This window comes from Pseudomonas sp. PDM25, from assembly GCF_019219045.1.
Classification (GTDB): Bacteria; Pseudomonadota; Gammaproteobacteria; order Pseudomonadales; family Pseudomonadaceae; genus Aquipseudomonas.
Genome location: NZ_JAHUWL010000001.1, coordinates 256,956 through 278,119, shown reverse-complemented (window position 1 = coordinate 278,119; position 21,164 = coordinate 256,956). Strand labels below are relative to the sequence as shown.

The 21,164-nt window shown below is 50.8% G+C and carries 18 protein-coding genes and 2 pseudogenes; 7 read left to right on the top strand and 13 right to left on the bottom strand.

The genetic code is table 11. From position 1 onward, the window contains the following. Positions 1-23 precede the first annotated feature (23 nt). Both KW848_RS01115 and KW848_RS01110 read left to right on the top strand, forming a co-directional pair. Positions 24-233 carry a hypothetical protein gene (locus KW848_RS01115; protein WP_218534821.1) on the top strand — a complete coding sequence of 70 codons (210 nt, stop codon included), beginning with the start codon at positions 24-26 and terminating at the stop codon, positions 231-233. Positions 234-336: 103 nt separating this feature from the next. Beyond that, positions 337-1,521, top strand: a complete 1,185-nt coding sequence (locus KW848_RS01110; RefSeq protein WP_218534819.1) for a hypothetical protein — start codon at positions 337-339, stop codon at positions 1,519-1,521. Between the two features lie 114 nt (positions 1,522-1,635). On the opposite strand, the gene KW848_RS01105 is transcribed toward KW848_RS01110, so the two are convergent. Both KW848_RS01105 and KW848_RS01095 read right to left on the bottom strand, forming a co-directional pair. Next, positions 1,636-2,016 carry a hypothetical protein gene (locus KW848_RS01105; RefSeq protein WP_009043509.1) on the bottom strand — a complete coding sequence of 127 codons (381 nt, stop codon included), beginning with the start codon at positions 2,014-2,016 and terminating at the stop codon, positions 1,636-1,638. Between the two features lie 1,380 nt (positions 2,017-3,396). Beyond that, positions 3,397-6,159 (bottom strand): UvrD-helicase domain-containing protein, encoded by a 2,763-nt coding sequence (locus tag KW848_RS01095; RefSeq protein WP_218534814.1) that lies wholly within the window; start codon positions 6,157-6,159, stop codon positions 3,397-3,399. 262 nt (positions 6,160-6,421) lie between these two features. Here KW848_RS01095 and KW848_RS01090 point away from each other — a divergent pair, with 262 nt between their 5' ends. Beyond that, complete coding sequence (locus KW848_RS01090) at positions 6,422-7,324, top strand: hypothetical protein (protein ID WP_218534810.1); 903 nt, start codon at positions 6,422-6,424, stop codon at positions 7,322-7,324. Positions 7,325-7,412: 88 nt separating this feature from the next. On the opposite strand, the gene KW848_RS01085 is transcribed toward KW848_RS01090, so the two are convergent. The 6 genes and pseudogenes from KW848_RS01085 to rmuC all read right to left on the bottom strand — a co-directional run bounded on the left by KW848_RS01085 (position 7,413) and on the right by rmuC (position 13,663). Beyond that, complete coding sequence (locus KW848_RS01085; protein WP_218534809.1) at positions 7,413-7,628, bottom strand: hypothetical protein; 216 nt, start codon at positions 7,626-7,628, stop codon at positions 7,413-7,415. A 166-nt stretch (positions 7,629-7,794) separates the two neighbouring features. Continuing rightward, positions 7,795-7,977 (bottom strand): annotated as a pseudogene (locus KW848_RS31610) (ParA family protein); the annotation flags it as partial. Positions 7,978-8,108: 131 nt separating this feature from the next. Next, positions 8,109-8,990 carry a hypothetical protein gene (locus tag KW848_RS01080; protein WP_218534807.1) on the bottom strand — a complete coding sequence of 294 codons (882 nt, stop codon included), beginning with the start codon at positions 8,988-8,990 and terminating at the stop codon, positions 8,109-8,111. Then, complete coding sequence (locus KW848_RS01075; protein WP_218534805.1) at positions 8,983-10,566, bottom strand: DUF3696 domain-containing protein; 1,584 nt, start codon at positions 10,564-10,566, stop codon at positions 8,983-8,985. The genes KW848_RS01080 and KW848_RS01075 overlap by 8 nt, the downstream gene beginning before the upstream one ends. A gap of 352 nt (positions 10,567-10,918) precedes the next feature. After that, the gene (locus tag KW848_RS01070) at positions 10,919-11,329 is read right to left on the bottom strand and encodes a hypothetical protein (protein ID WP_218534803.1); all 411 of its coding nucleotides are present in this window, start codon (positions 11,327-11,329) and stop codon (positions 10,919-10,921) included. A gap of 189 nt (positions 11,330-11,518) precedes the next feature. After that, complete coding sequence (gene rmuC, locus KW848_RS01065; RefSeq protein ID WP_218534801.1) at positions 11,519-13,663, bottom strand: DNA recombination protein RmuC; 2,145 nt, start codon at positions 13,661-13,663, stop codon at positions 11,519-11,521. 379 nt (positions 13,664-14,042) lie between these two features. On the opposite strand from rmuC, the gene KW848_RS01060 reads away from it, so the two are divergent. After that, the gene (locus KW848_RS01060) at positions 14,043-15,512 is read left to right on the top strand and encodes a PAAR domain-containing protein (protein ID WP_218534799.1); all 1,470 of its coding nucleotides are present in this window, start codon (positions 14,043-14,045) and stop codon (positions 15,510-15,512) included. Beyond that, on the top strand, positions 15,509-15,892 hold the full coding sequence (locus KW848_RS01055) for a hypothetical protein (RefSeq protein WP_218534798.1): 384 nt from the start codon (positions 15,509-15,511) through the stop codon (positions 15,890-15,892). The genes KW848_RS01060 and KW848_RS01055 overlap by 4 nt, the downstream gene beginning before the upstream one ends. A 206-nt stretch (positions 15,893-16,098) precedes the next feature. On the opposite strand, the gene KW848_RS01050 is transcribed toward KW848_RS01055, so the two are convergent. The 4 genes from KW848_RS01050 to KW848_RS01035 form a co-directional block, all read right to left on the bottom strand. Next, the gene (locus KW848_RS01050) at positions 16,099-16,314 is read right to left on the bottom strand and encodes a hypothetical protein (protein WP_218534796.1); all 216 of its coding nucleotides are present in this window, start codon (positions 16,312-16,314) and stop codon (positions 16,099-16,101) included. 200 nt (positions 16,315-16,514) lie between these two features. Continuing rightward, a complete protein-coding gene (locus KW848_RS01045; RefSeq protein ID WP_218534795.1) occupies positions 16,515-17,000 on the bottom strand; it encodes a hypothetical protein in 486 nt (161 codons plus the stop codon). A 654-nt stretch (positions 17,001-17,654) separates the two neighbouring features. Next, complete coding sequence (locus tag KW848_RS01040) at positions 17,655-17,960, bottom strand: hypothetical protein (protein ID WP_207282913.1); 306 nt, start codon at positions 17,958-17,960, stop codon at positions 17,655-17,657. Between the two features lie 313 nt (positions 17,961-18,273). Next, positions 18,274-18,705, bottom strand: a complete 432-nt coding sequence (locus tag KW848_RS01035; RefSeq protein WP_218534794.1) for a hypothetical protein — start codon at positions 18,703-18,705, stop codon at positions 18,274-18,276. Between the two features lie 421 nt (positions 18,706-19,126). Between KW848_RS01035 and KW848_RS01030 the strand changes: the two are divergent. Further along, positions 19,127-19,216: pseudogene (locus tag KW848_RS01030) on the top strand (AbrB/MazE/SpoVT family DNA-binding domain-containing protein); the annotation flags it as partial. A gap of 162 nt (positions 19,217-19,378) precedes the next feature. Continuing rightward, the gene (locus tag KW848_RS01025; protein WP_123366397.1) at positions 19,379-19,594 is read left to right on the top strand and encodes a hypothetical protein; all 216 of its coding nucleotides are present in this window, start codon (positions 19,379-19,381) and stop codon (positions 19,592-19,594) included. A 7-nt stretch (positions 19,595-19,601) separates the two neighbouring features. On the opposite strand, the gene KW848_RS01020 is transcribed toward KW848_RS01025, so the two are convergent. Continuing rightward, complete coding sequence (locus KW848_RS01020) at positions 19,602-21,158, bottom strand: IS66 family transposase (RefSeq protein WP_218534793.1); 1,557 nt, start codon at positions 21,156-21,158, stop codon at positions 19,602-19,604. Between the last annotated feature and the right edge of the window lie 6 nt (positions 21,159-21,164).

Sequence of the window (21,164 nt, the reverse complement as noted above, 5' to 3'; positions counted from 1 at the left end):
ACCTCTTCCACGGAGGAATCGCGATGCCAGATTCAGACCTGCTCCCTTCCCTGCTATACAAGATCAATCAAAACCAGTTGGCGCTCGAAGCCGCGATTATGGAGCTAACACTCTGGGGGGAACAGCGCGGTTCCGCAGACGTCGCTGGCAACGTTCGAGATGCGTTGGACACCATCAGCAAGAACGAAGAGTTCATCAGTATGACTCTGGCGGTGCTGATGGCTCCCGAGTGACGTCTCCCCTCAGATTTTCGAAAGGAGCACCTGCAGGCTTCAACTTGAGATTGGCTTGAGGGAATCTACGCTGATACCGGAATGCCAAACTCCGGATGAGTCTATGTACAAGATCGTGACCTTCACTCCCAGGGAACTGTTCGACCAAGTGTGGGAAACACCTGTGCTGAAACTGGCACAAGAAATCGGTATATCAGACGTCGCGCTTTCCAAAGCATGTCGTAAAGCTGGCCTGACCCTCCCCCCTCGAGGACATTGGGCAAAGCCAATTTTTAAACGCCCTAGCAAGCCTAATCCTCCCACCAATGAACACCCCATCAGCTTCACGGTATTGGATCGAACTACGCTTCCAGTTCGCAGCGCAGATCCCGTTCAGCCGAAAGCAGTCCGTTCAGCAATCGAAGTACCTCATACCCTCCTTGCGCCTCACTCCCTAGTGAGCAAGTGGTTGAAATGCGTTTACACAGCCAAGCCCCATGAAGGCCATCTCGAGACCACGGGCAAAAATGTGCTTGATGCCAAAATCTCTATCGGACTCATTGAGCGCTGTGCACTGATCTTCGACACCCTAATAAAAGAGAGTGAAGTGCTCGGCTTCCAGTGGAAGATCTCGGACGACAAAACGTTGGTAGCGGTCAACGGCGAGCACCTAGGCATCAAATTTGTGGAGCGCTTGAAAAAACACGTTATCCCGCCCCCGCCTCCACCCGCCCCTAAACGCAATGCTCGATGGGAACCTAATTTCTCGATGCTGCGTTCGCCCCAGTTTGAATGGTCTTCCACCGGAGAGTTAAGCCTGCAGATTGATGCACGCGCGGAATACGGAAAGCGGAAAAACTGGACGGATACTAAGACCGGGAAAATCGAGGAAAAGCTTACAAGCATCCTTGATGGTTTCGGTTCGATAGCTGAATCCGTGAAAGCGCTGCGCTTGAAGAATGAAGAGGATCGTCGTGAGCGAATGGCTCAAGAAGCGGTACGACTTGAGCTCGTCAAGCGTGAAGAAATTCATAGACGCCTGCGTCACAGACTCGTGAAAAATACAAAGCGTTGGGAGCAGTCTCAGCGCTTGAGATCTTTCATCCAGGCCACCTGCGATGCCAATGCCAATACCTCAGAGCAAACCCAGCAACAAACTGCGCTGTGGGCGGTATGGGCTACATCGCAAGCGAACCTACTCGACCCACTTCACCCAGATACTTCCTCCGTCACATCGCTAGCCGTCACTATCGAGAGCTGGTTCAACGGCTATGTGATGCGCGCAGAAAAAGACTGGTGGTCTGAATGAAAGAACGCGCAGGAATGTAAGCGCTCCATAAACCCCACATGCACATGAAGTGCCGATTCAAGGATGCTGAGCTCCCATTTCTCGCTCGGATCGACCGATCCGCCGGACGGTCTGTTAGTCGTTACGCGTCTGTTCAAGCCGCTTATCGAGCTCGCTTGGCGGCAAGTTCGGCGTCGAGTGAAGCGTCAGCCAGACGGCCCGCAGAATGTTGATCGCGGCCATGTTCAGGTGTTGTTCGGCGGCGTGCAGGGCCAGTTCGGCTGCCAGGCGCTTGTCGGCAGCGCTGAGGTGCGCCGTTTTGTGGGTCATGTCCGCATCGACGTTGGCCAACAGCCCCTGGAGTTCCTGCACCGCCTGATCCGATGCCTGACGCATGTCCGCCAGTAGTCGGCTGGCTTCGGCAGGCGTCATGGCCAAGGCGCGGACGCTGCGAAAAGTCAGGCGGGCGGGCAAGGTGGCCAAACTGAAACCAGTCGAAATTAACTTGCCAATCATGCGAACAACTCCTGTAAGCGAGTGTTTCAGCAGCGTATCAGAGTAAATCGCAAAAAAATGCCTGCTCTTCGCTTGCCAGAATCAACTCTCCGCCTCTTTTTGGCATCAAGCGTCTGATCGTCGTCAGAACCCTCGAACGATGCGCCCATAGCCGGCCCTGCTGGCCCGAAGTATCGACTATAGGAAACATAGCCCAACTCGGTACCTCCTGCTAAACCGTGCTTCATGCGATGAGAAAGCATGGTGCACCGTCATAAATTGTCTCAGCTGAAACCTGCGCCGTTCTTGAAATCGTCTCGTATTGGCGGTACTTGTAGGTCACCAATGTCATGCACGGAAAGCAACCATGCACGCAAGATTCAGAGTCATCGAGACCACAGGAATGGAAGATGGCAGTAAGCGATACAGGGTCGTTGATCTTGTCGAAGGAGGTTCAGCCAGCAAGCATGGCGTTTTCAAAATCAGGACGGAGGCAGAGACTGTTTGCTCGCTCCTAAATGCCGAGCATCCACGTCAAAGTGGTGTAGGTCGTGCTTACGCGAGCTCCTGAGCCACTCGTTTCGGAAACCGGGCGCCTAATGACTATGCGGGAGTGAATGCCTATAGCGCAGTCACGGATTCCCGTTCCGAAAGGACTCTTTGAAGCATCTCAAGGTTAAGCCGCTGACACTCTCCCTCGGCTTCTTCTCGGGTCTGATAGGTTGTCTTCAGCCGAAGCTTCTCCTCGTTGTCATAGAGGTTGAAGCCTATAGGTGCAGTCTGACAGTAGAAGCGCGATCCGTTACGCATTGATCCCGTTTCCGTTGGGATTGCAGGGACAACAACAAATCTCGAAATCATCTTCACGCCCTCTCCAAGCACCTCCTCACTATTAGCGGCTATGAGCCACCATCGCAAGCGACCGCAGTCAGTTTCCGATGACAAGCACAAGCGGCCCAGGAATGGTTCGCAACATCGCAAAAGCTGATGTGACGTGCTCTGCTCTACTGGAAAGATCCTCCAGTCCTAAAAAATTCTGGTGCTGCTACGCTGACCGCTTCCACGGAGGAATCAAGATGCCAAATTCAGACCTACTCCCTTCCCTGCTATTCAAGATCAATCAAAACCAACTCGCCCTTGAGGCCGCCATCATGGAGCTCACGCTATGGGTCGAGCAGCGTGGATCGGGTGAGGCTATGGAACGCCATGATGGAGCGAGATATGCGCAAGGCTGACTTGTGCCGGTCGCTCGGCGTGCATCAGGCCCAGAGTGATCGCCTAGTGGACTTTTTACGCACATCAAAAATTGAACAATTAGAAGCGGCTTTGAAGCTTTTGACTTGCGCCTCTCGGTAACCGTGCAGCCGTACCACATCCGCCTACGAGAGGCAGGATAGTAGTTCATCGGAAAGCTTTGGTAGCTCGATGCGGCTGGTGAGCTTTTGGTTTATAGCTACATTTTGGGAAGCCGGAACAGGAGCGGAACTCTCCGTAGCGACCATTACGCATGATGATCACGCCTGACTTGCATGCTGGACACCGATCCTCTTGAACAATCTCCCCTTCAGTGTCGAAGACTTGGATAGCGTGTTCTTCCACCAACTCATCAAGAAATGGTGAGGAATGGCCCTTGACCGTAAACATGGCCACCGACCTCCGGGCCCGCGTCAGCGCTACATAAAACAAACGCCTTTCTTCGCTGTGCTGGTATGTGTCCCCCTCGGGCATGGCCAGCGTAAGCACAGGGTCATCCTCTCTAAGATTCGGAAACCCACGCTGCAGCATTGCAGGCAGGATCACATAGTCGGCTTCGGCACCTTTAGATTTATGAATCGACCTGAATGCCAGATCGATGCGATCGCCATAACGCTGCTTCCATCCCTCAGGAACGTAGACCTCATCGTTGTTGTAGCGCCCGAGAATGAAAATCGAGACCTTTCCGTTTCGACCAAGAGGAATACTGCCATCTACAAGGCGAACGTACAGGTCTGCTAGGTAACGGCCGACGGCACCGCTCAATTGCCCCCTTCCATCAACCTGGAATGCCTGTATGGCTGGCCCGTTTGGAGGGGTTTCAGATCGGACGATTTTCTTTATTTGAGCGGGATTCTTGGATACGAACTTACTAGAGACGTCACAGATTTCTTGAGGGCAACGGAAGGTCTGCTCCAATCGCAGCACCTGACCATGTCCATACCATTCTCGAAACTTCGTCATTGCAGAAACATCGGCCCCTGCAAACCGATTGATCGATTGCCAATCATCGCCTACTGCAAAAAAATACTTGCCAGGCTTGGCTACCAAGGCGCGGCAAAAGCGAGCGCGTGCACGAGAGGCGTCCTGATACTCATCAGCCATAACAAGATCATACGGGGCTGCATAACCCTGCTCGAGACATTCTGCAGCTTCGTTGATCATGCTTTCAAAATCGATCCCATGCTCCAGCTTTAGGGCTGCATCCCACGCGCTGATCACGGGCAAGGCAATGTCCAAGAACATCTTGTACCGATACTTGAATCCTTGATTTGAAAGTGCATCCAACCGCTCGGCCATCATGCCAGGGCTTAAACTATTGCTCTTGGCGTGACGAATGAAAGTGCGAACCAAACCGATTAGTTCGCCATTTTCCATAGGCTTTCGACCTTCCTTTGGAATAGGTCGATCTGGATTGGGATCTAGCTGAATTCCTCTATCCGTTAGAGCCTTCCCAAGGTGCTCGAACAGCTCCCCAGTTCTCATCTGGTGTGAGGTTGTTTCAATGAGCACTGTTCCCCGTCGCAGGTGCTGATTGCGCTTCCAATCGACTCCTTCTAAATATTTCTCGAAATGGGCAGGAGGCTGACCATCAGCATTCAACGCCAGGTGTTCGTGGTAGAGGGAGATTTCAGGGTAGAAAAAATCGGGGTAATACTGACGATGATCTGCAGTAGCAGTGTCGTATTCGTATGCTCTTTCGTATTTGTACTCCACACCGTTGTAGAACAGCCAATTCGCGATAATGCACTCTTCTTGGCTGCTGACGTGTTCACCTTGGAGGGTAGTTAACTGGCCTACACCTTCCTTGTCCCAAACGTCAGCGACAGAGCTCTGCCCCACGGCAGGCAAGTCGCGATTGAACACCAGCCGAAAGAGATCCCAGTTAACTCTGAATATCTCTGATCGATCCTTCAGCTGGTCGACAAGTTCGGTTAGCTTCTCCATGCATGCCACATCTTTTACTGCCCACGTTGGCACATTCGGCCGCCTCCCTTTCGCCTTGCCGATGATCAAAAGACCTAGCTTATGAAAAGTCAGCCCTTGGACGGTGATATCATCCATACCCAGGCGTTTGAACGACAACACAGCCCTTTCTTCCAGTTCCTTCGACGCTGCGTCGTTGAACGCGAGCATTACAATCGACGCTGGCTCGACATAACCACGGTGAATGCCGTAGGCAGCCTTGGCGACCATCGTCGACGTCTTCCCAGACCCAGCAGAAGCGATCGCTTGAACACGGTTATCGAAGCAGATCACAGCCCGCGCCTGCTCTTCCGTTAGCGGCTTGCTTTCCACTCGGTCGAATAGGTCTTTGCACTCGACGAGCTCGTTCAGAACATGCTGCTCATTTTCGCGCGTCCAAACTGCAGGCCAATCATATTGCCAGCGCTTTAGATCTCGCTCGACCACACCGGCTCGATCAGAGATGGCTACCTGTACCTCCGGTGTTCTGAATAATTCCCACAAAGCATCGTCGCTAATTCGCATATTAGGACGGTTACTCAGTACAGACTGCTGTGCCAGATGAGTAATCCAGTGGTGTTTGACACGCACCGTATCGATCAGTTGAATAGCGTCAGCTAACCAACTGCAAATTTGGGCGTAGTAGGAACCGAACCGCCGTTGACGGGAATCAACAAGTAGCTGTCGTAGAGCTTCCTGCAGTGCCGGTGTTTGTGCGTTGGGCAGACCATCCACGCGGGTACTATTTGGCTGACCTGCGCGAAATGTCAGATCCGTCCAGAACAGACCTTGGTGTATTCGTAGCAGCGGAAGATCCTCAATTGGGATTTCCTGCACCTGCTCCAGTACCCTCAGCTCCAACTGTTCGTCGCCTAGACGTAATCGCCATTGCGACGACATCGTTATGCGTCGCCCCCAGTCCGATGGAGCCCATTCCTGCGTCATACGTCTTTCCGTGACCAAAAAATTGTTGGTCAGTGTATCGCAGCAGGCTGCGTCTGAACGTCAGCCAAGAAAAACAGAAGCCGCCCAGTTTTTTTGACAGCATTCTGGTGGCTTTGAACTCAAAAAATAGCCACGACATACTACGTCGCAAAGAAGCGATCTCTCCTACCCTGTGGGCAAAGCTGTATGAGGTACTGCACCGCACCGGTTCTACTAATCTATACAGTGGCTCACCTACTTTGCGGCACAGCGGAGGTTGATGATGAGAGGCCTGATTAGCGAACTTGATATTTTCCAGCAAGAAATTCTCGGTGGCGACCATATGCACGCCATCACTTGCATGACCGAGCTGCTAACGGAGTACCGCCAAAGTTTGCCCGACACGCTCTGGCGGGACGACATAGTCCATCAATGTCGTGAACATCCGATTTTTCAACTACTCCAGGAAGACCCCTACACCTCACGAGCTTTCGAAAAGCCCAGAGGCTACCCAGGGGATGCTGTAATGCTGGATTACGCCTACTTTCAGAATCCGCCTCCCGATTCCAGCGCGATCGGAAAATTAATATTCGAGGTTGTCACCTCAAGCCCAAATGCACTGAGCGTACGCTGGCGCCGTGAGCACATTGCAGGCTTGATTGAACGGCTAGCATCCCATCGGGAAACGCTTTCTATCATGAGCGTCGCTTGTGGCCACTGCCGAGAACTGGAGCTTCTCAAACCCGAGACCCGACAGCGGATCCATCGCTTTGTCGCATTTGATAATGACTTAGAGACGCTGAAGCTTGCCACTCTAACTTGGTCGGAAATCATCAAGTGGCAGTGCAATGTCAAGAAGCTGCCTGAAAGTGATGATTACGATGGATTCGACTTCATCTACAGTATTGGCATCTATGACTACCTCAATCGCGCCCAGGCAATGGCGCTTACAGCTTGGCTGATGGGGAAACTGAATCCAGGAGGTAAACTCCTGATTGCAAACTTTACACCGGACAACTGGGGGCGGGGCTACATGGAAGCTTTCATGGACTGGAAGCTCGTGCTCAGGACGCGCGAACAGATGAGGGCGTTCATACCTGCGGACTCATCACCACATTCCTGCTTGTATTTCGACCCCTATCGCAATGTGATCTACCTACTACTCACCCGGAGTTCCCCCCGCTGACCAACCGGGATAGCTCGGGACGGGTCAGCACGCCCTTGGCCCAAGAGACCAGTGCGGCATACAGACAAAGAGACGTCACCGAGACCCATCACGCGAGCTTTACGGCTCCGCCCTGGATATCGTCACGCGCCGCTCGTAAGTCAATAGCGTCCTGGTTGAGTCGGTGAATCAGGTTGAGCAATCGTTGACGCAACACCTCGTCCTGGAGCTGCTCAGCAGCACGCATCACATCAAGTGCCGCTGCCTCATTGTTGGTGGCAACGGCGTCGAGCAGTTTGCGCATGCTTCTTGATGGTCGATTCATCTCCAACTCCCTGGATTTCAGTGACGCGAATCATATGGCCAGAATGTTTCGTCAGTATTTCAGCTGCACGAACTGGCTTGAATCACCGGCTCCAGCTCATTTGACGCTAGCTGAAAGGACAACCTGAGGGGTCGATTACGCTTGTAGCAACCCGTCATTGATAAAGCTAAGCGGCTCGTTCCAGAGCGTCCAGCAAACCAAAAAACTCCCGAGAAAGCTTATGCCGAGGGGCCAAATGGATGATAGGTACTGAAACTTCGTGAGATTCGCGCATCTTAATGGAGCTGCTTAGGTACACCGGCAGCACAGGTAAACCTTCGGCCAACAACCCATCAACGAGATTTTGATGATTCGACTCCAGGCTTTTCAGCTCTTTCTTAATACTTTTCGGATTTAAGACCATACCAAAAAACCGGAGAACGAACTAAAAACATCGCCAACATGGGCTGGGCCACATTAATATCGCCTTTCAACATTTGGTTAACCAGAGATTATGATGTGCTTTTCTATTTTAAGGTTGCTTCGGTTTTCGACAAATTCTTTCCATTGCTCTTCATGTGCGCTTTTTGAGTAATAGCCAACCAAGTGTCGCTCACTAGGGTCTATGCTGGAATGAAATCCTTTGTCAAAATAAATTCCGCCTTTTATGGAAATAATGAATCGTTCATGCGGAATAACATCGTCAGGAAGGAGAAAAAACTCAATCGATTGCCTGCAACTGAGTAGTGGACTGATTTTTTCACGAAGATTTCTCTCGGAATTTGTTTGATTAAAACTTCCCTGGGCACAATAGACTATTAATTTTGTTTTCTTGCTTTGCGTCGCCTCAATAATCTTTTTGAAAAATGCTAAGTATCCGTCTGGCTCTTTGCTTCGGAGCTTTATGTATCGGTCGACTATGTAAATTTCCTCGCTCATACTAAGCAGAGGCATTGAAACTTTTATCATCTCATCGGCTGTCCAAGTGATTTTTGTGTCCCTGCACTCGCGTAGCGAATCACTATCAATGATGTCTTTTGCAGAAAGACCATGGTTGATATCATCGCTGATAATATCATCTATCAGACCTTTGGTTTTTGCTTGGAGGGCATTTTTAAGCCAGGATAGCTCTTCCTTGTACTCTATAGAGACATTTAAAATTCCGCATCTTTCCTTGAGGCTCTGCAAGTGCCTTCTAATTCTCACCATTTCGATTGTTCCGAGATTTCTCTTTTCGAACTCCTGTATGACCTGCTGTCGCCAGCCATCTGGCAGGCGAGATATGAATCTTCCTTCGCTTAGTCCGAACTTGCTCAAAATTAGTATTAGCTCTAATGGCTCAAGCTGCACTTCAGGATTGAGAGCAAATTTTTGGTTAATCATAGAATAGCTCCGCATCTCTTTCAGCGAAAAAACCATCCGGCCAGCGATCTAGGAAATCTCCAGCTTCAGATATCCGCAATTTAGTTAGAGTGGTTTCTCCTTTGTCGTTTTTGTCTACATATATTATGGATACGTCATCTGGGTGGAGCTCTAGCTTGTGGTCTTTAATTTGTGCTCTATTGGTTTCACAAATCCTTCTTAGCAAGCGTAGAGCGAGAAGTTCGCTATGTGTTTCAAGTATAAATGTTGGTGATTCCTGGTAGGGATTTTGCTGTATATTTAATGCGGCAATAAATACGTCAGCGATGCTTGCTTGCATTTTTGGGTGCAAGTGCAGCTCGGGCTGTTGGATATAGGTATTTAGCCCTATTACGGCAGCAGTAATTACCGGTATTACTTGGGATACTCCTACTCCTACGTCATCAAGATCCACTAATGAATTGCGCGCTATGTCTCTTAGAGTTAGTTTTGTGGTTATGTGTTCGGGATCGAGGCCACTCAAAAAATCGGCTATCTTATCTGGTGATGCTTCGCGGTACTCATCTATTAATTTCCGAGTCATATGGTATCTGAGTTCTGTTTCTATTTTAAACCCAGAGTTCAAGTATTTCTCGCTGGAAAGAAACTCATTTACTTGAGCAATGTACTGCCTGTAAGACTCCTTGTCTTCGCCGAGTTCGGACTCGAGTGCAAATATGTTCAGGATCGCCTCGTGATGTCTCGACTTGTCAGTATTACTGGATAACAAATCTTTCTGACTAAATGATATATTGTTAATTGTGCGAACCTCTGGAACTTCGTTAAAATTTAATGCTTGGCTTAGCCAGTAGGATGTTCCAGAGACAAGGAACATGAACAAGAAAAGCGCCAGATCATCTTGTTTGGAAAACAGGTAATCTTCTTCGTTATCTAATGCAAGGTTGACCGATTCGTCGAATGAATAAATATTGAAATTACAGCTAAAGTCTTCGCTAGTGTTCTGGGTGCAACTGCTGGATATGGATGAAGCTGCCCAAGGATCATCTTCGGAGAAGATGGTTACATTTGTTATGAAGTCGTGATTCTTGTGGATGGTTCCCTTCCCGATTCTGTTGTTGCCTCTGTTCCAGGTTAGAACTGGGCTTCCATCAAAAAGCACCTTGTAACCGGTGATACTTGGACAACTGTTTGGGGACGTCCATGTTATCTGAATGGCGATTTTTTTTACTTGATACAAAGGGCCTTCTAATAGTTTCAGAGGGAGGAAGTCTTCTTGTGGATAAAAGCATGTTCTGAGAGTATCTCTGTACCAGTCATTAAAACTGATAGAGTTTTTTTCTTCGAAAAGCAGAATTGTTTCATCTTCATCTTCATCTTCATCTTCATCTTCATCTTCTCTTGGGGTGCCTAGCATCGAGGACACCCATTTTCCTGGTAGTGCGGAACTGCCTTTTTTGTATAGGTCTTTTCCTACTCGAATCGCGTCAAGTATTGAACTTTTTCCAGAAGAATTTTTTCCGTACAACAAGCAAAGTTTTTCGATTTCAATTTCTTGATAGCGTGTTATCCCCTGAAAGTTTTTTGCTCCAATTTTCATATCTACCCCTTGCGCTATTTTTATTTATAGCAAAACGTTTCCTGTCATGTATCCACAGTGTAGATAGACATTTCTTTTTTGCAAGGAAAGGAGATATTGGTCATATGAGGCGTCAGTGTTAGTTAAGTTTTCGAACAATAGAGTTTTGTGGCTTAGCACTAACAATCAAAGCGCAAGATGACAATGAACAAGAAAATTATCATTGTTTGATGAAGCAATAGAAAACTGACTCTGATATTCGTTAAGTGTTAAGCGAACGGGCGGCCCAAAGCACAGCTTTTGGGCGGTCAGCGAACTAAGTGAGCGGCGTTGAGCGCATTGTTAGAGCTTTTGTAGGCGCTATGTCCCTTGATTATTTGCGTATATGTGACCGGCACAGGCTATGAATGGCTTCAAAAACAGCGCATTGACGCGAGTTGTGCGAACCTGCAAGGTGTCGGCGTAAACCATCAGGAAAAGCATAGCCTTTCCCACCATAAGGAATGTCTGCGCTCCCCCCGCAAAGGGGGCAAAAAGCACGATCCGTGATGCTGGCGTATTCGTCCATTTCGCCTGCCGACTTAGGTTCAGCTACTAAAAGTAGTCTTTCAATAGACTCTCTTCTCCACCTTACAGTGTCCGCGTATGACTTGCATACAAAGCACCCTTCTAAAGCTTTTTGAGCTTGCGTGGAAACTAAATAGAAAATAGTTTCTCGTGCAACATAGAGCTCTTCGGTTAATTTGTTGTTCTCATCTTCTAAGGAAGTGGGGCGAAATTTCATATTTCCTATACCTCTAACTACAATTAGGCGACCTTGCTGTCGCATTTAAATGTGACAGTAATGTCGTATAACGTTCCTGACGTCCTGAAATCTCCCTTGCCTGCAATGCAAGACCAATGGAAACCAGCTCGCCTTGGAGACGGCCACCATCCAGTCTTCAAGCTGAATCATTCGTGTGTCTATCACCTCCTATTGGTGTGAACTATTAGGTTGGATGGAGTCAGATGAGGCTATCAATACTGTAGCTTCAATCTCTGCGAGTTCTTCGACAGCACTGCTGAGCTCCAAGTTTGCACGTTCGACCAGATCAGCTGGCAGCTCTTTCTGGACAGACACACCCAGATCTTTAAACTCGGCGGCTTGTTTAATCAGATTCCCTTTTCCGATGTACAGCTGACCGAAGGCCTTGTCGTAACTTTCACGAGCTCTGTTCAACTGGTTGCCTACTCCCTGCATGCTGGTCAGGAAGCCATTGAGCTTGTTGTAAAACTTCTCAGCGCGATTGGCCAGCTCAGCGGTGTGCTTGTTCTGATCTTCGAACCGCCACAGCTGACGGACGATGTTAAGACTGGTCAACAGGGTGGTGGGCGTGGCAACCAGCACGTTACGCTCGATAGCCCGCTGAAACAGGGTTTCGTCGTACTTAAGGGCTTCGACGTAGGCGGATTCGATAGGGATAAACATAATCACTACCTCAGGTGAGTTCAGGCCAGGCAGCTTGAAATAATCTCGATCGGCTAACTCATTGACCCGGTCACTTACCGCCTTGGTATGGGCCGCCAACGCTTGACCGCGTTCCAAGTCGTTATCGGCATTTACATACTGGGTGTAGGACATTAACGATGTCTTGGCATCGATGATCAGGTGTTGTTTATGTGGCAGGTAGATGATTGCATCGGGACGTTGCCGGCCCTCTTCAGTGGTGAAGCTGACTTCCCGTTTGTAGTCGATACCGAGTCGAAGGCCTGAATTGTCTAGTACGTTCTCCAGCATCAGCTCACCCCAGTTGCCCTGCACCTTCTTCTGGCCTTGCAGGGCGGTAGTCAGCTTGTCGGCCTGATCGGTAATCTCCTTGTTGAGTGTTTGTAGGTTCTTCAGCTCAGTTCTGAGCTCGACGCGCTGCTCCGCATCTTTAGCGTGAATATCCTCCACCTTCGCCTTAAAACCTTTCATTTCGATATGAAGAGGGTTAAGCAGGTTAGTGATGCTTTCCTGGTTCAGCTCTTTAAATGCTTTGCCTTTGCGCTCTAGAACCTCGTTGGCGAGGCGTTCGAACTCTTTGGTCAGTTCCTCCCGATTCTCCTGCAGCAGCTTCAACTGCGCGTCAAAGTGCTGCTGCTTTTCAGCCAAGGAAGTTTTAAGCCGGCCATGGGTGTTGTCCAGTTCCGCATATCTGTCTTGTGTGGTCTTCAATTCGATCTTGCACTGCTCCCACCACCCTTTGTAGTTGGTGAGTGCTTCCTGTTTTTCTTCCAATTGCGTCTGCGCTTTCTTTAGCGTCTCGCGAATCTCAGCCAGTTGAGCAGCAGTATGCTTTTGCGCTGCGTCGGCGGTCGCCAGCTTTTCATCCAACTGCACGATGCGCTGATCTTTCTCTTCGATACGCTCCTTGGAGGTCGTACCGTTGATGACAAGTTGCTCTTTCAACTTATTCACCGCTTCCTGTGCCGTGGCCCCAACCTCACGGGCCTGTTTTTCTGTCTTACGCAGGCTTTCGAGTTCGGCTTTCTGGGCAGTCCAATCACGTTCAAAACGCTCTTGAGCGACCAGTTTCTCCTCCAGCTGGGTCTGGGCTTGTTTCAGTGCCTCACGACTTTCGGACAGCAGCTTCGCCGTGTTGGCTTGTTGCAGTTCTGCGGTGATCTGCTTTTGATCCAACCCTGAGATGCGCTGATCTTTCTCTTCGAGACGTTCTTTGAAGGCGGTACTGTTACTGGCTATCTGGTCTTTCAGCTTGTCGGCCGCTTCTTGTGCTTTCGAGCTCGTCTCTCTGGCCGCTTGTTCGGATTGTCGTAAGCGATCTATCTCAGCTTGCTGGGCGACCATATCACCCTCAAGACGGTCGATCCGTGTCTTGCTGCTATCCCGTTCCGTTTCCAACCGTCCGTAAGCAATATCCAGTGCTGCTTTCTCTCCAGACAGGCTGCCAGTTGTGGCCTGATGTTCCGACAACTCTGCCTGAACTCGCGTCAGATCGGCCCGTGTCACTTCCAGATCAGTCTGTAGCTGTTGGTTGTAGCGCTGGGCACGCCAACTGGCGATCACCCAGGCCAAAATGAAGGCCACAATAAAGGTCACTAACGGTAATACGATGCGAATCACCAAGTTTTCCATGTCCATTCTCCTACGTCCAAGTTGTAATTATTGAAGGTGAATGAGGTCTCAGGTCTTTAGCGTAGCTGACCCCAAGGATAAAAATGTCTTCTACCAAATGATGAATGGCGTCGCGCTTGATACTCAAATGACGAGATCCTGCGATCAGTCCTGTAATGAAATCTCTAGCGGCCTCATGCCAGTTGAAATCAACGGCTAGATGCTTACGCTTTTCAATGACGTGCGACAGCTTGGATTAGGTCTCAGGCGAGCGAGTGACAAAAGCTCAGATTTTTCCTACAGACCACTCACCATCACATGCGGTAGTCTTGCGGCGCCTACAAACGCTTTTCGCCTCCACTGACGGAGGCATTTTTTATGCTCGACACAAGGACGATGAATGATTTCCTCTGCTCGATTGGGTGACAAGCATGTCTGCCCATTACCGGGACACGGCACAACTCCAATAGCATCTGCTTCTGCTGATACCAATATCAACTTCATGGGCTCTGCCCGTGTTGGCGATACCTGTGGTTGTGGTGCAGTTATTACCACCGGATTCCCCTCCATCCAGGTAAATGGCCGTCCTATGGCTCACTTGGGCAGCCCTACCAGCCATGGTGGAACTATCATCACCGGATCAGGTGATGTCGGCGGTGGTTTTGTTATGGGGGCTGCTCCCGGTGCATCAATCATCAACTTTGCTGTTCTTGGGGCAATACGTCCTGATGGCTCTGTAGATGATGAACGTATGGCTACCCTGCTGGCTGATCCTAAGTTGACAGAGAAGGCCGTTGCTGCAAATGCTCTGGTAGGCCCTACAACGGAGAAAACAGCTACGACAGAAGAGCCAGCTTCCAGCACTTCACAAGAGGCTGAACCCGGCTTCCATATCGTCCAACAGTCCATGTCTCGTGATGCACTGGAAGCGTCGCTGTTCGAGAAACCAACTCAAGCAGTCTTGGATAAGTTTCGTACGCTCAATCCACAACTATCGAACGGTGCCAAACCCGGTCATCTTGTCGTACTGAGTGACCCGAAAAACCTGCAATGCACCCGAGAAGAAGCCGTCTTGATGGAAGCGGCGAGCAAGGTCAATGATGGACTCGGGCCCCTTAGTGCCGAAGAGGCCAGCTTCCTGCACCGACACCGTGACGAAATCGAAACATTTTTGGCTCAAGGCTCGACCTCCATTGGCATTGGCCAATCCATGTTCGCCAAGAATCTGGAAGACGTGAAAAACGTTCTGCGTGATATTGAATTACTTCACCAACGGGCTTTTCAGACCGACGGCAATTTGCGCTCGCCGGAATTTTTTGCTGAACGCAAACGCTTGCTTGCACAACTCAATACGCAGCTGACTTCCATGACCCGTAAGGGCATTGGCTTCCCGGATCATCCCGACTTGAAAAGTGCATTGGGAATCTCCAGTCGAAGCTTGGTTCACCAATGGACTAAGGCGGGTGCACCGGGACAAATACCGGGATACGCCACGCACTTTCAAGGTGTGGCCAAAGCGGCAAAAGTCATCAAATACGGTGGCTGGATTGGCACTGCCGTTGGTGGTGGCGCGTCTTACCTGAAAGTCCAAGACGTGTGTACAGCCGGAAACACCGAGGCATGTGCCCGAATCAAATACACTGAGACTGGCAGCTTTGCCGGTGGAGTTGTAGGTGGGGCAGCAGCGGGTGCAGCCTTAACAGCTCCGGTAGTCGGTGGACTCTGTGTTGGACTAGGCGTCCCAACTGGCGGCTTAGCAACACTGGCGTGCGGTATTATAGCGGTTGCTGTGGGCTCTTATGCTGCTGGCACTCTTGGAGGACTGGGCGGTGAAATGACTGGCGAAGTGATTTACGAGATTGCGAAATGAACACCGCTGAACTTGTTGTTGGCGGCCTCTGCGGCTTAGTGATTGTTTGCATGTTCATTTGGATCGGGGTTGCGTTGTACATGGCTTACACCAAAATGGACGTGATGCTTGGATGTCTCAAGAACAGCTCTTCAGTCATGAGTATGGCTTCGCTAAGGCATGGCGGCCCTTGGGGTAAGTTGTTACTGGTTGGTGGGGTTTCTGGGTTCATTACGTTTCCCGGCTTTTATCTGAAGCGCGGCAGCATCAATGCCGAAGATGTAAACAATTTTCCCGTGCCACTCAGACGCAAGCTCGTAGCCTTGCAATGGACTGTTATAGGGTTATTCGCTGCTTTGGCGTTGCTTGTCGCTGTAGGAAAGTCTGGGGTACTCAAGTAGCTCCCCGGCTCACCCCGTTCGATTTTACCAGTCCCTAGCTCTGCCGCTTTAGCGGTCACTAAGGGCGGGGGGCGATCTGTGAACCAGCCTGAGAAAGTAAGATAGTTGCCCGCCTAGCACCTAAGTCGACATCCAGCGAAGACGGGCACTGCCAAAACCTGGCGAGCGGGACAGCTTGTAGGTTGCTACTCTCTGGCTGTCAGCGATCAAAGGCGTAGTCGCATGATTGCGTCAGTGATCCCTTGAGCATTCGTATCCAGCGTTTCCATGGCTGTCATCGCGTTAGCGGCAACATTTCCCACACCATTTTCAGAGAGCCACTTGGTGACCTCTTCTATAGCAGCGGCTAGGGCGTGCTGGTTATGCAGGAGCAATGTAAGCGCATCCGCCGTGGCGATCTTGGCTTCTGAGTTAACTGACATGTCTATCGTCCTTGATTGATAATGCGGGAAGCCTAGATCATCTCGCGGCTGACTGGAGCCACTTCTTCAGATCCGCTGTCACCTGGGTGATTGCACTGACTTGACCATTTGTAATCGACCTAACCGGACATTTGTATCGGGTTTGCCCCCTACCTTTAGCAAACATCACCGGCAGTTATCGGCCATAGTTGATTACCAAGCTAATCCCCAAGTTCGAATTGCTGAAACCCCACGCGCCTGACGTAAATCCAAAAGTCATCCCTTGCCTCATACTGCTCCATGCAAACACTGTGATCCTGGCACAGTTCATCTTTGTCGATCAGGATGCGATCCCAATCGAAGTCAGGGTTCTTGGAAATGGCGTAACTAGGGTAAGGTTTGTCGAGATCGAAGTGGATCGAGTACACGAACAACGGAGATTCCCAGGGCATGTGGGTTTCGTATAACCGCATCAGTTCGGGCATCTTTGCTATACAGTGCCGTTCGGCAAACTTCAGTGCCTGGGGCAAATCATCCCACGCAGCGTTGACCGCGCGTTGCGCGGCGGAGAGCCTGGCGCAAGGTGGCTCGTCATTGTGGTGTTGGACGTAAATCAATCGGCTGCCGAACTGGAATTCGCATTGCCAGACACCCGAGGGAACACGCCAGCGGCCAAGCATCGATTCGGTCAGTAGATTGATGTCCATATCAGTACCACACAGATGGAAAGGTACTCAGGTTACCCTCTCAAACACCAGCCTGGGAATGCCATAGGCGTTTGGGCTATTTGTCCGACATCCACGGGATCTGACCGGCAGCATTGGGTCGAATGCAACGAGTCGTGACAGGCCGAAATCGACGCACAGCGGTCATCGATGAGCTAGAGGAGAAGGCATTTACGAGTGACGCGGACAATCGTTTTAACTGACCTAAAATCACGGATCTTACCGCCTCGAAGCCAATCAATAATTTCTGGAGGGTTTGCTTTAACTTTAGGGTGCAGCGCTAAAATCAACTTCAGAAGACGAACTGCTTGGTAGGCTTCGATGATTGCCTCGGCATTGAAGTCGACGATGCGCTGCCAATTTCGGAACACACCGAAGTCTGATTGATTTGCGAAGGCTCAGACGAGCCATCGCCATTCGACCTACAGCGGACGGCCGTGGTAATGACGGACTCGGGGGCAGTTCATTGTTTAAAGACGCATACCCATTTCAAAAGCGCGAATCTCGCCCCCCCAACTCTATGTACATAAGTATTTCTTGTTCATTGCCTCACACGGCAAGCCTGATGTGGCGCGTTTGCTGGACGCTTACACATCATGGCCGTGGCCACCGGAGCAAAGACGCCCCCAATTCCGGCTAAGGCATTTGACTTACATGAGCGTTCAATATGGTTGATCCGTTCAAATAAATAAGGTAATTGGCCTGACAACCACGCTCCGGGTCTTTATAGTTTGATGCATAATAGCCGTAGGTTCTTCCGCCGGGTACTAAAAGCTGGGCCATCCATAGGCGGCCGCACTCAATAAGCAGGTCGTTCTTTGCAATTCCAATTGTCACCTCTTGTCCCACCCCAGTGATTTGCGCGTTTATTCTCGCGAGGATATCTTGAACCCTTGAAAATTGGGGGTTTACGTTGTTTCTTCCTCGATAAGCTTGCGGCATACAATCTCTCCTTCGTTGATTGAATCTGGATCATTCCCTTACAGTTCCAACGCCATTTGAAGCCTGCGCCTAGCTCAAGCGCGCTGAGTTCTCAGCGTAGACCAGCGGCGGAGGCCTTTGTAAAAGAGTCAGCTCGTCGACAAGCCTCCCTTGGAGGGTGGCAGGTTGTATATCGCCCCTAGTTTTCTAAAAGCGGCGACCGACCGCAATGGGTCGTTTGCTGTCTGTCGCCAATGGCTATTTCCGGCCAATCATTGCCAGAAAATGTCGGGCAAAATCATCCAATGCTCGCACATTCACGGTAGGGTTTTATTTATCTAACCTCCAATGTCCATTTAGGCTTGGCTGTAGTGAAAAAAAAGGAATCAACCCTTTTTTCATCAGGATAAAAAGCAACGTTCGCTGTGGCCCCAGGATGCGCTGCGCAATAATTCAAGATATCTGAAATCAATAACTGAGCCAGCCCTGGATTAGATACTCGGTAAAAATTTATATTAAACCCATCATTCCCACCGCGATCCAACATTACCTGTAACGCACGGCACTCTTCCTCATTACTACAGATTCCACTATCCACATATCGTCCCACCAAGGCAGCCGACAACTCCGGTCTCGATTCGGAGGAACGCTTTGCTGCGTAAGCCGTCTCCCAGATGACGCACAACAAAAATAAGGAACACACCAAGCTTTTGATCAACCGCCAACTCTTTGAGAAATCATCGAAAAGAAACAGCTTTTTTTGCATGTTCGCCACCGTCCGTGCTGTTTGTCATACACCAAGCGTAGCTAATCAAATCCCAGGTACAGTGGGGGTAAAGCCTTCGTGGAAATCGATCACTGCCTGTCTACCGCGACTGGCAGCTATGGGTCGTTCTCTGCCGGTCATGTCCACGAATCGTGCTGGTCAAATCCGATGCAAATGACTGGTCAGGTCGAATGCAAATAGGTGGGCAAGTCCGTGCAATTACCCACCCATCCAGTGATCAGGACTTTTCAGCTTGTAGCAAGATCGCTACATGAGTGCCGGTTTCCGTGGCTACGTAACTGATCCTATCGACCTGTTAAGTACCTTGGAGCGTGTACAACTCGAACGTTGCTCGCTGCACTCTGAGTCTTTACGCAAAAGCACGTTACCATTGCCGACCCAGAAGCCATGGAGACCACACGTGAGAAAGCCACCTAAGAAAATCATGATCGAAGAATGGGATGGTGACGGTGCGATTCGAATTCCGGACGAAGCGTTGCAGGAGCTCGAACGTAAGCGTTCAGCCAAGTCACCTTGCGTCATTCCGCCAGATATCAACTGATATGCAAGCAGTTTGCTCGGTATCGTTTGCCCATCGGCTCCCCCTTGTCATCGCCAGGTTGGAGCAGCATGATTAAGCTTTAAGGACTGGTAATTCAGCGGGATCTGGCCTGTGAGTGAACTATTGGGTGTACTGGCTGACTTTGTTTTCCAAGCGATTTGCTTCCCTATCGGCTGGCCTTTGATGAAGGCCCTTACCCTAGGGAAATACCCTGCTAAAGGCTCCTGGTTTTCAGAAAGCCCTTCAGCGCAATGGACGTCTGCGATTGGGCTAGCCGTTTTGGTCATTGCAATGATGGCAGCGATGAAGCAGTTCGTGCTTGCTTAGCGAATGGCTAAGCAGGAGGAGAAGACACTTGCATAGTTCGAGCAGGTATCCATTGATGCGGCAGTAACTGGCCGATGTCACTCGCCCGCTGCGTCGGCAGGCGATTCAAAACGTCCTTGAGATAAGCATACGGATCATGCCCGTTCATGCGCGCAGACTGGATCAAACTCATGATCGCCGCCGCCCGCTTTCCACTGCGTAGCGAGCCGGCAAACAACCAGTTAGAGCGCCCAAGTGCCCATGGGCGGATCTGATTTTCGACCTGATTGTTATCAATGGGCACAGCCCCATCGTCCAGGTAGCGCGTCAGCGCTACCCAGCGTTTCAGGCTGTAATCGAGGGCTTTGGCTGGGGCCGATCCGTTGGGCACCAGATCGCGCTGGGCCAACATCCAGTCATGCAGCGTGGTAATTATGGGCGCAGCCTTTTCCTGACGTATACGCCAACGATCTTCATCACTCATGTCTCGTGCCTGCCGTTCAACTTCGTACAAACCGCCAATCGAGTGCAGGGCTTGCTCGGCCAGCTGACTTTTGTTGGCCACGTGCAGATCGAAAAACTTGCGGCGGGCGTGGGCCATGCAGCCGATTTCGGTCATGCCTTTCTCGAAACCGGCTTTGTACCCAGCGAAGTCGTCGCACACCAGCTTGCCGCTCCATGAACCGAGAAAGTTGCGCGCATGCTCGCCCGCACGGCTTGGACTGAAGTCGTACACCACGGCCTTCAGCGCCGAAAATGGTGTCGTGCTGTAGGCCCAGACGTAGGCTCGGTGAGTTTTCTTCTCGCCGGGCGCGAGCATCTGAACCGGGGTCTCATCGGCGTGGATGACGCTCTCGGTCAGCACGGCATCGCGCAGCGCATCAACTATCGGCTGGAGTTGCACACCAGTTTGTCCAACCCACTGTGCCAGTGTCGAGCGTGCAATCGGCAGACCGGCCCGACCAAAAATCTTCTCCTGCCGGTACAGCGGCAAGTGGTCGGCAAACTTCGCCACCATCACATGCGCCAACAGGCCTGCGGTCGGGATGCCCTTGTCGATAACCTGAGCCGGCACCGGTGTCTGGATCAGTGCTTCGCACTGCCGGCAGGCCCACTTCCCACGTATGTGCTGCTCGACCGTGAACACGCCCGGCGTGTAATCGAGCTTCTCGCTGATGTATTCGCCGACGCGCTGAAGCTGGCAGCCACATGCGCACTGCGTGCTCTCGGGGTCGTGACGGATCACCGTGCGTGGAAACTGCGTCGGCAACGGCGCACGTTTGGGTTGTTGACGTGGTTCGGCCGGTGCAGCCGACGGATTGACCGCCTTCAACTCAGCTTCGATGGCTGCGATATCAATGTCGAGCAGATCGTCGAGCAAGCTGCCTTGGTCAGGGCTCAGTTGCTCGCTGCGCTTGGCGAATTTGTGCCGTTTGAGCACTGCGATTTCATAGGTGAGCTGTTCGTTGACTGTTTCGATCCGATGGATCTTCTTGCCCATCGTGTCGACCTGCGATAGCAACTGCGCAGCGAATGCACGCAGTTGATCCGGAGTCATTTGATCGAGGTTGGGCGTCGAAGTCATGCCTTG

Coding starts and splice junctions, on each gene's coding strand:
- KW848_RS01115 (WP_218534821.1), top strand. CDS start 24: ATGCCAGATTCAGACCTGCTCCCTTCCCTGCTATACAAGATCAATCAA.
- KW848_RS01110 (WP_218534819.1), top strand. CDS start 337: ATGTACAAGATCGTGACCTTCACTCCCAGGGAACTGTTCGACCAAGTG.
- KW848_RS01105 (WP_009043509.1), bottom strand. CDS start 2,016: ATGATTGGCAAGTTAATTTCGACTGGTTTCAGTTTGGCCACCTTGCCC.
- KW848_RS01095 (WP_218534814.1), bottom strand. CDS start 6,159: ATGACGCAGGAATGGGCTCCATCGGACTGGGGGCGACGCATAACGATG.
- KW848_RS01090 (WP_218534810.1), top strand. CDS start 6,422: ATGAGAGGCCTGATTAGCGAACTTGATATTTTCCAGCAAGAAATTCTC.
- KW848_RS01085 (WP_218534809.1), bottom strand. CDS start 7,628: ATGAATCGACCATCAAGAAGCATGCGCAAACTGCTCGACGCCGTTGCC.
- KW848_RS01080 (WP_218534807.1), bottom strand. CDS start 8,990: ATGATTAACCAAAAATTTGCTCTCAATCCTGAAGTGCAGCTTGAGCCA.
- KW848_RS01075 (WP_218534805.1), bottom strand. CDS start 10,566: ATGAAAATTGGAGCAAAAAACTTTCAGGGGATAACACGCTATCAAGAA.
- KW848_RS01070 (WP_218534803.1), bottom strand. CDS start 11,329: ATGAAATTTCGCCCCACTTCCTTAGAAGATGAGAACAACAAATTAACC.
- rmuC (WP_218534801.1), bottom strand. CDS start 13,663: ATGGAAAACTTGGTGATTCGCATCGTATTACCGTTAGTGACCTTTATT.
- KW848_RS01060 (WP_218534799.1), top strand. CDS start 14,043: ATGATTTCCTCTGCTCGATTGGGTGACAAGCATGTCTGCCCATTACCG.
- KW848_RS01055 (WP_218534798.1), top strand. CDS start 15,509: ATGAACACCGCTGAACTTGTTGTTGGCGGCCTCTGCGGCTTAGTGATT.
- KW848_RS01050 (WP_218534796.1), bottom strand. CDS start 16,314: ATGTCAGTTAACTCAGAAGCCAAGATCGCCACGGCGGATGCGCTTACA.
- KW848_RS01045 (WP_218534795.1), bottom strand. CDS start 17,000: ATGGACATCAATCTACTGACCGAATCGATGCTTGGCCGCTGGCGTGTT.
- KW848_RS01040 (WP_207282913.1), bottom strand. CDS start 17,960: ATGCCGCAAGCTTATCGAGGAAGAAACAACGTAAACCCCCAATTTTCA.
- KW848_RS01035 (WP_218534794.1), bottom strand. CDS start 18,705: ATGCAAAAAAAGCTGTTTCTTTTCGATGATTTCTCAAAGAGTTGGCGG.
- KW848_RS01020 (WP_218534793.1), bottom strand. CDS start 21,158: ATGACTTCGACGCCCAACCTCGATCAAATGACTCCGGATCAACTGCGT.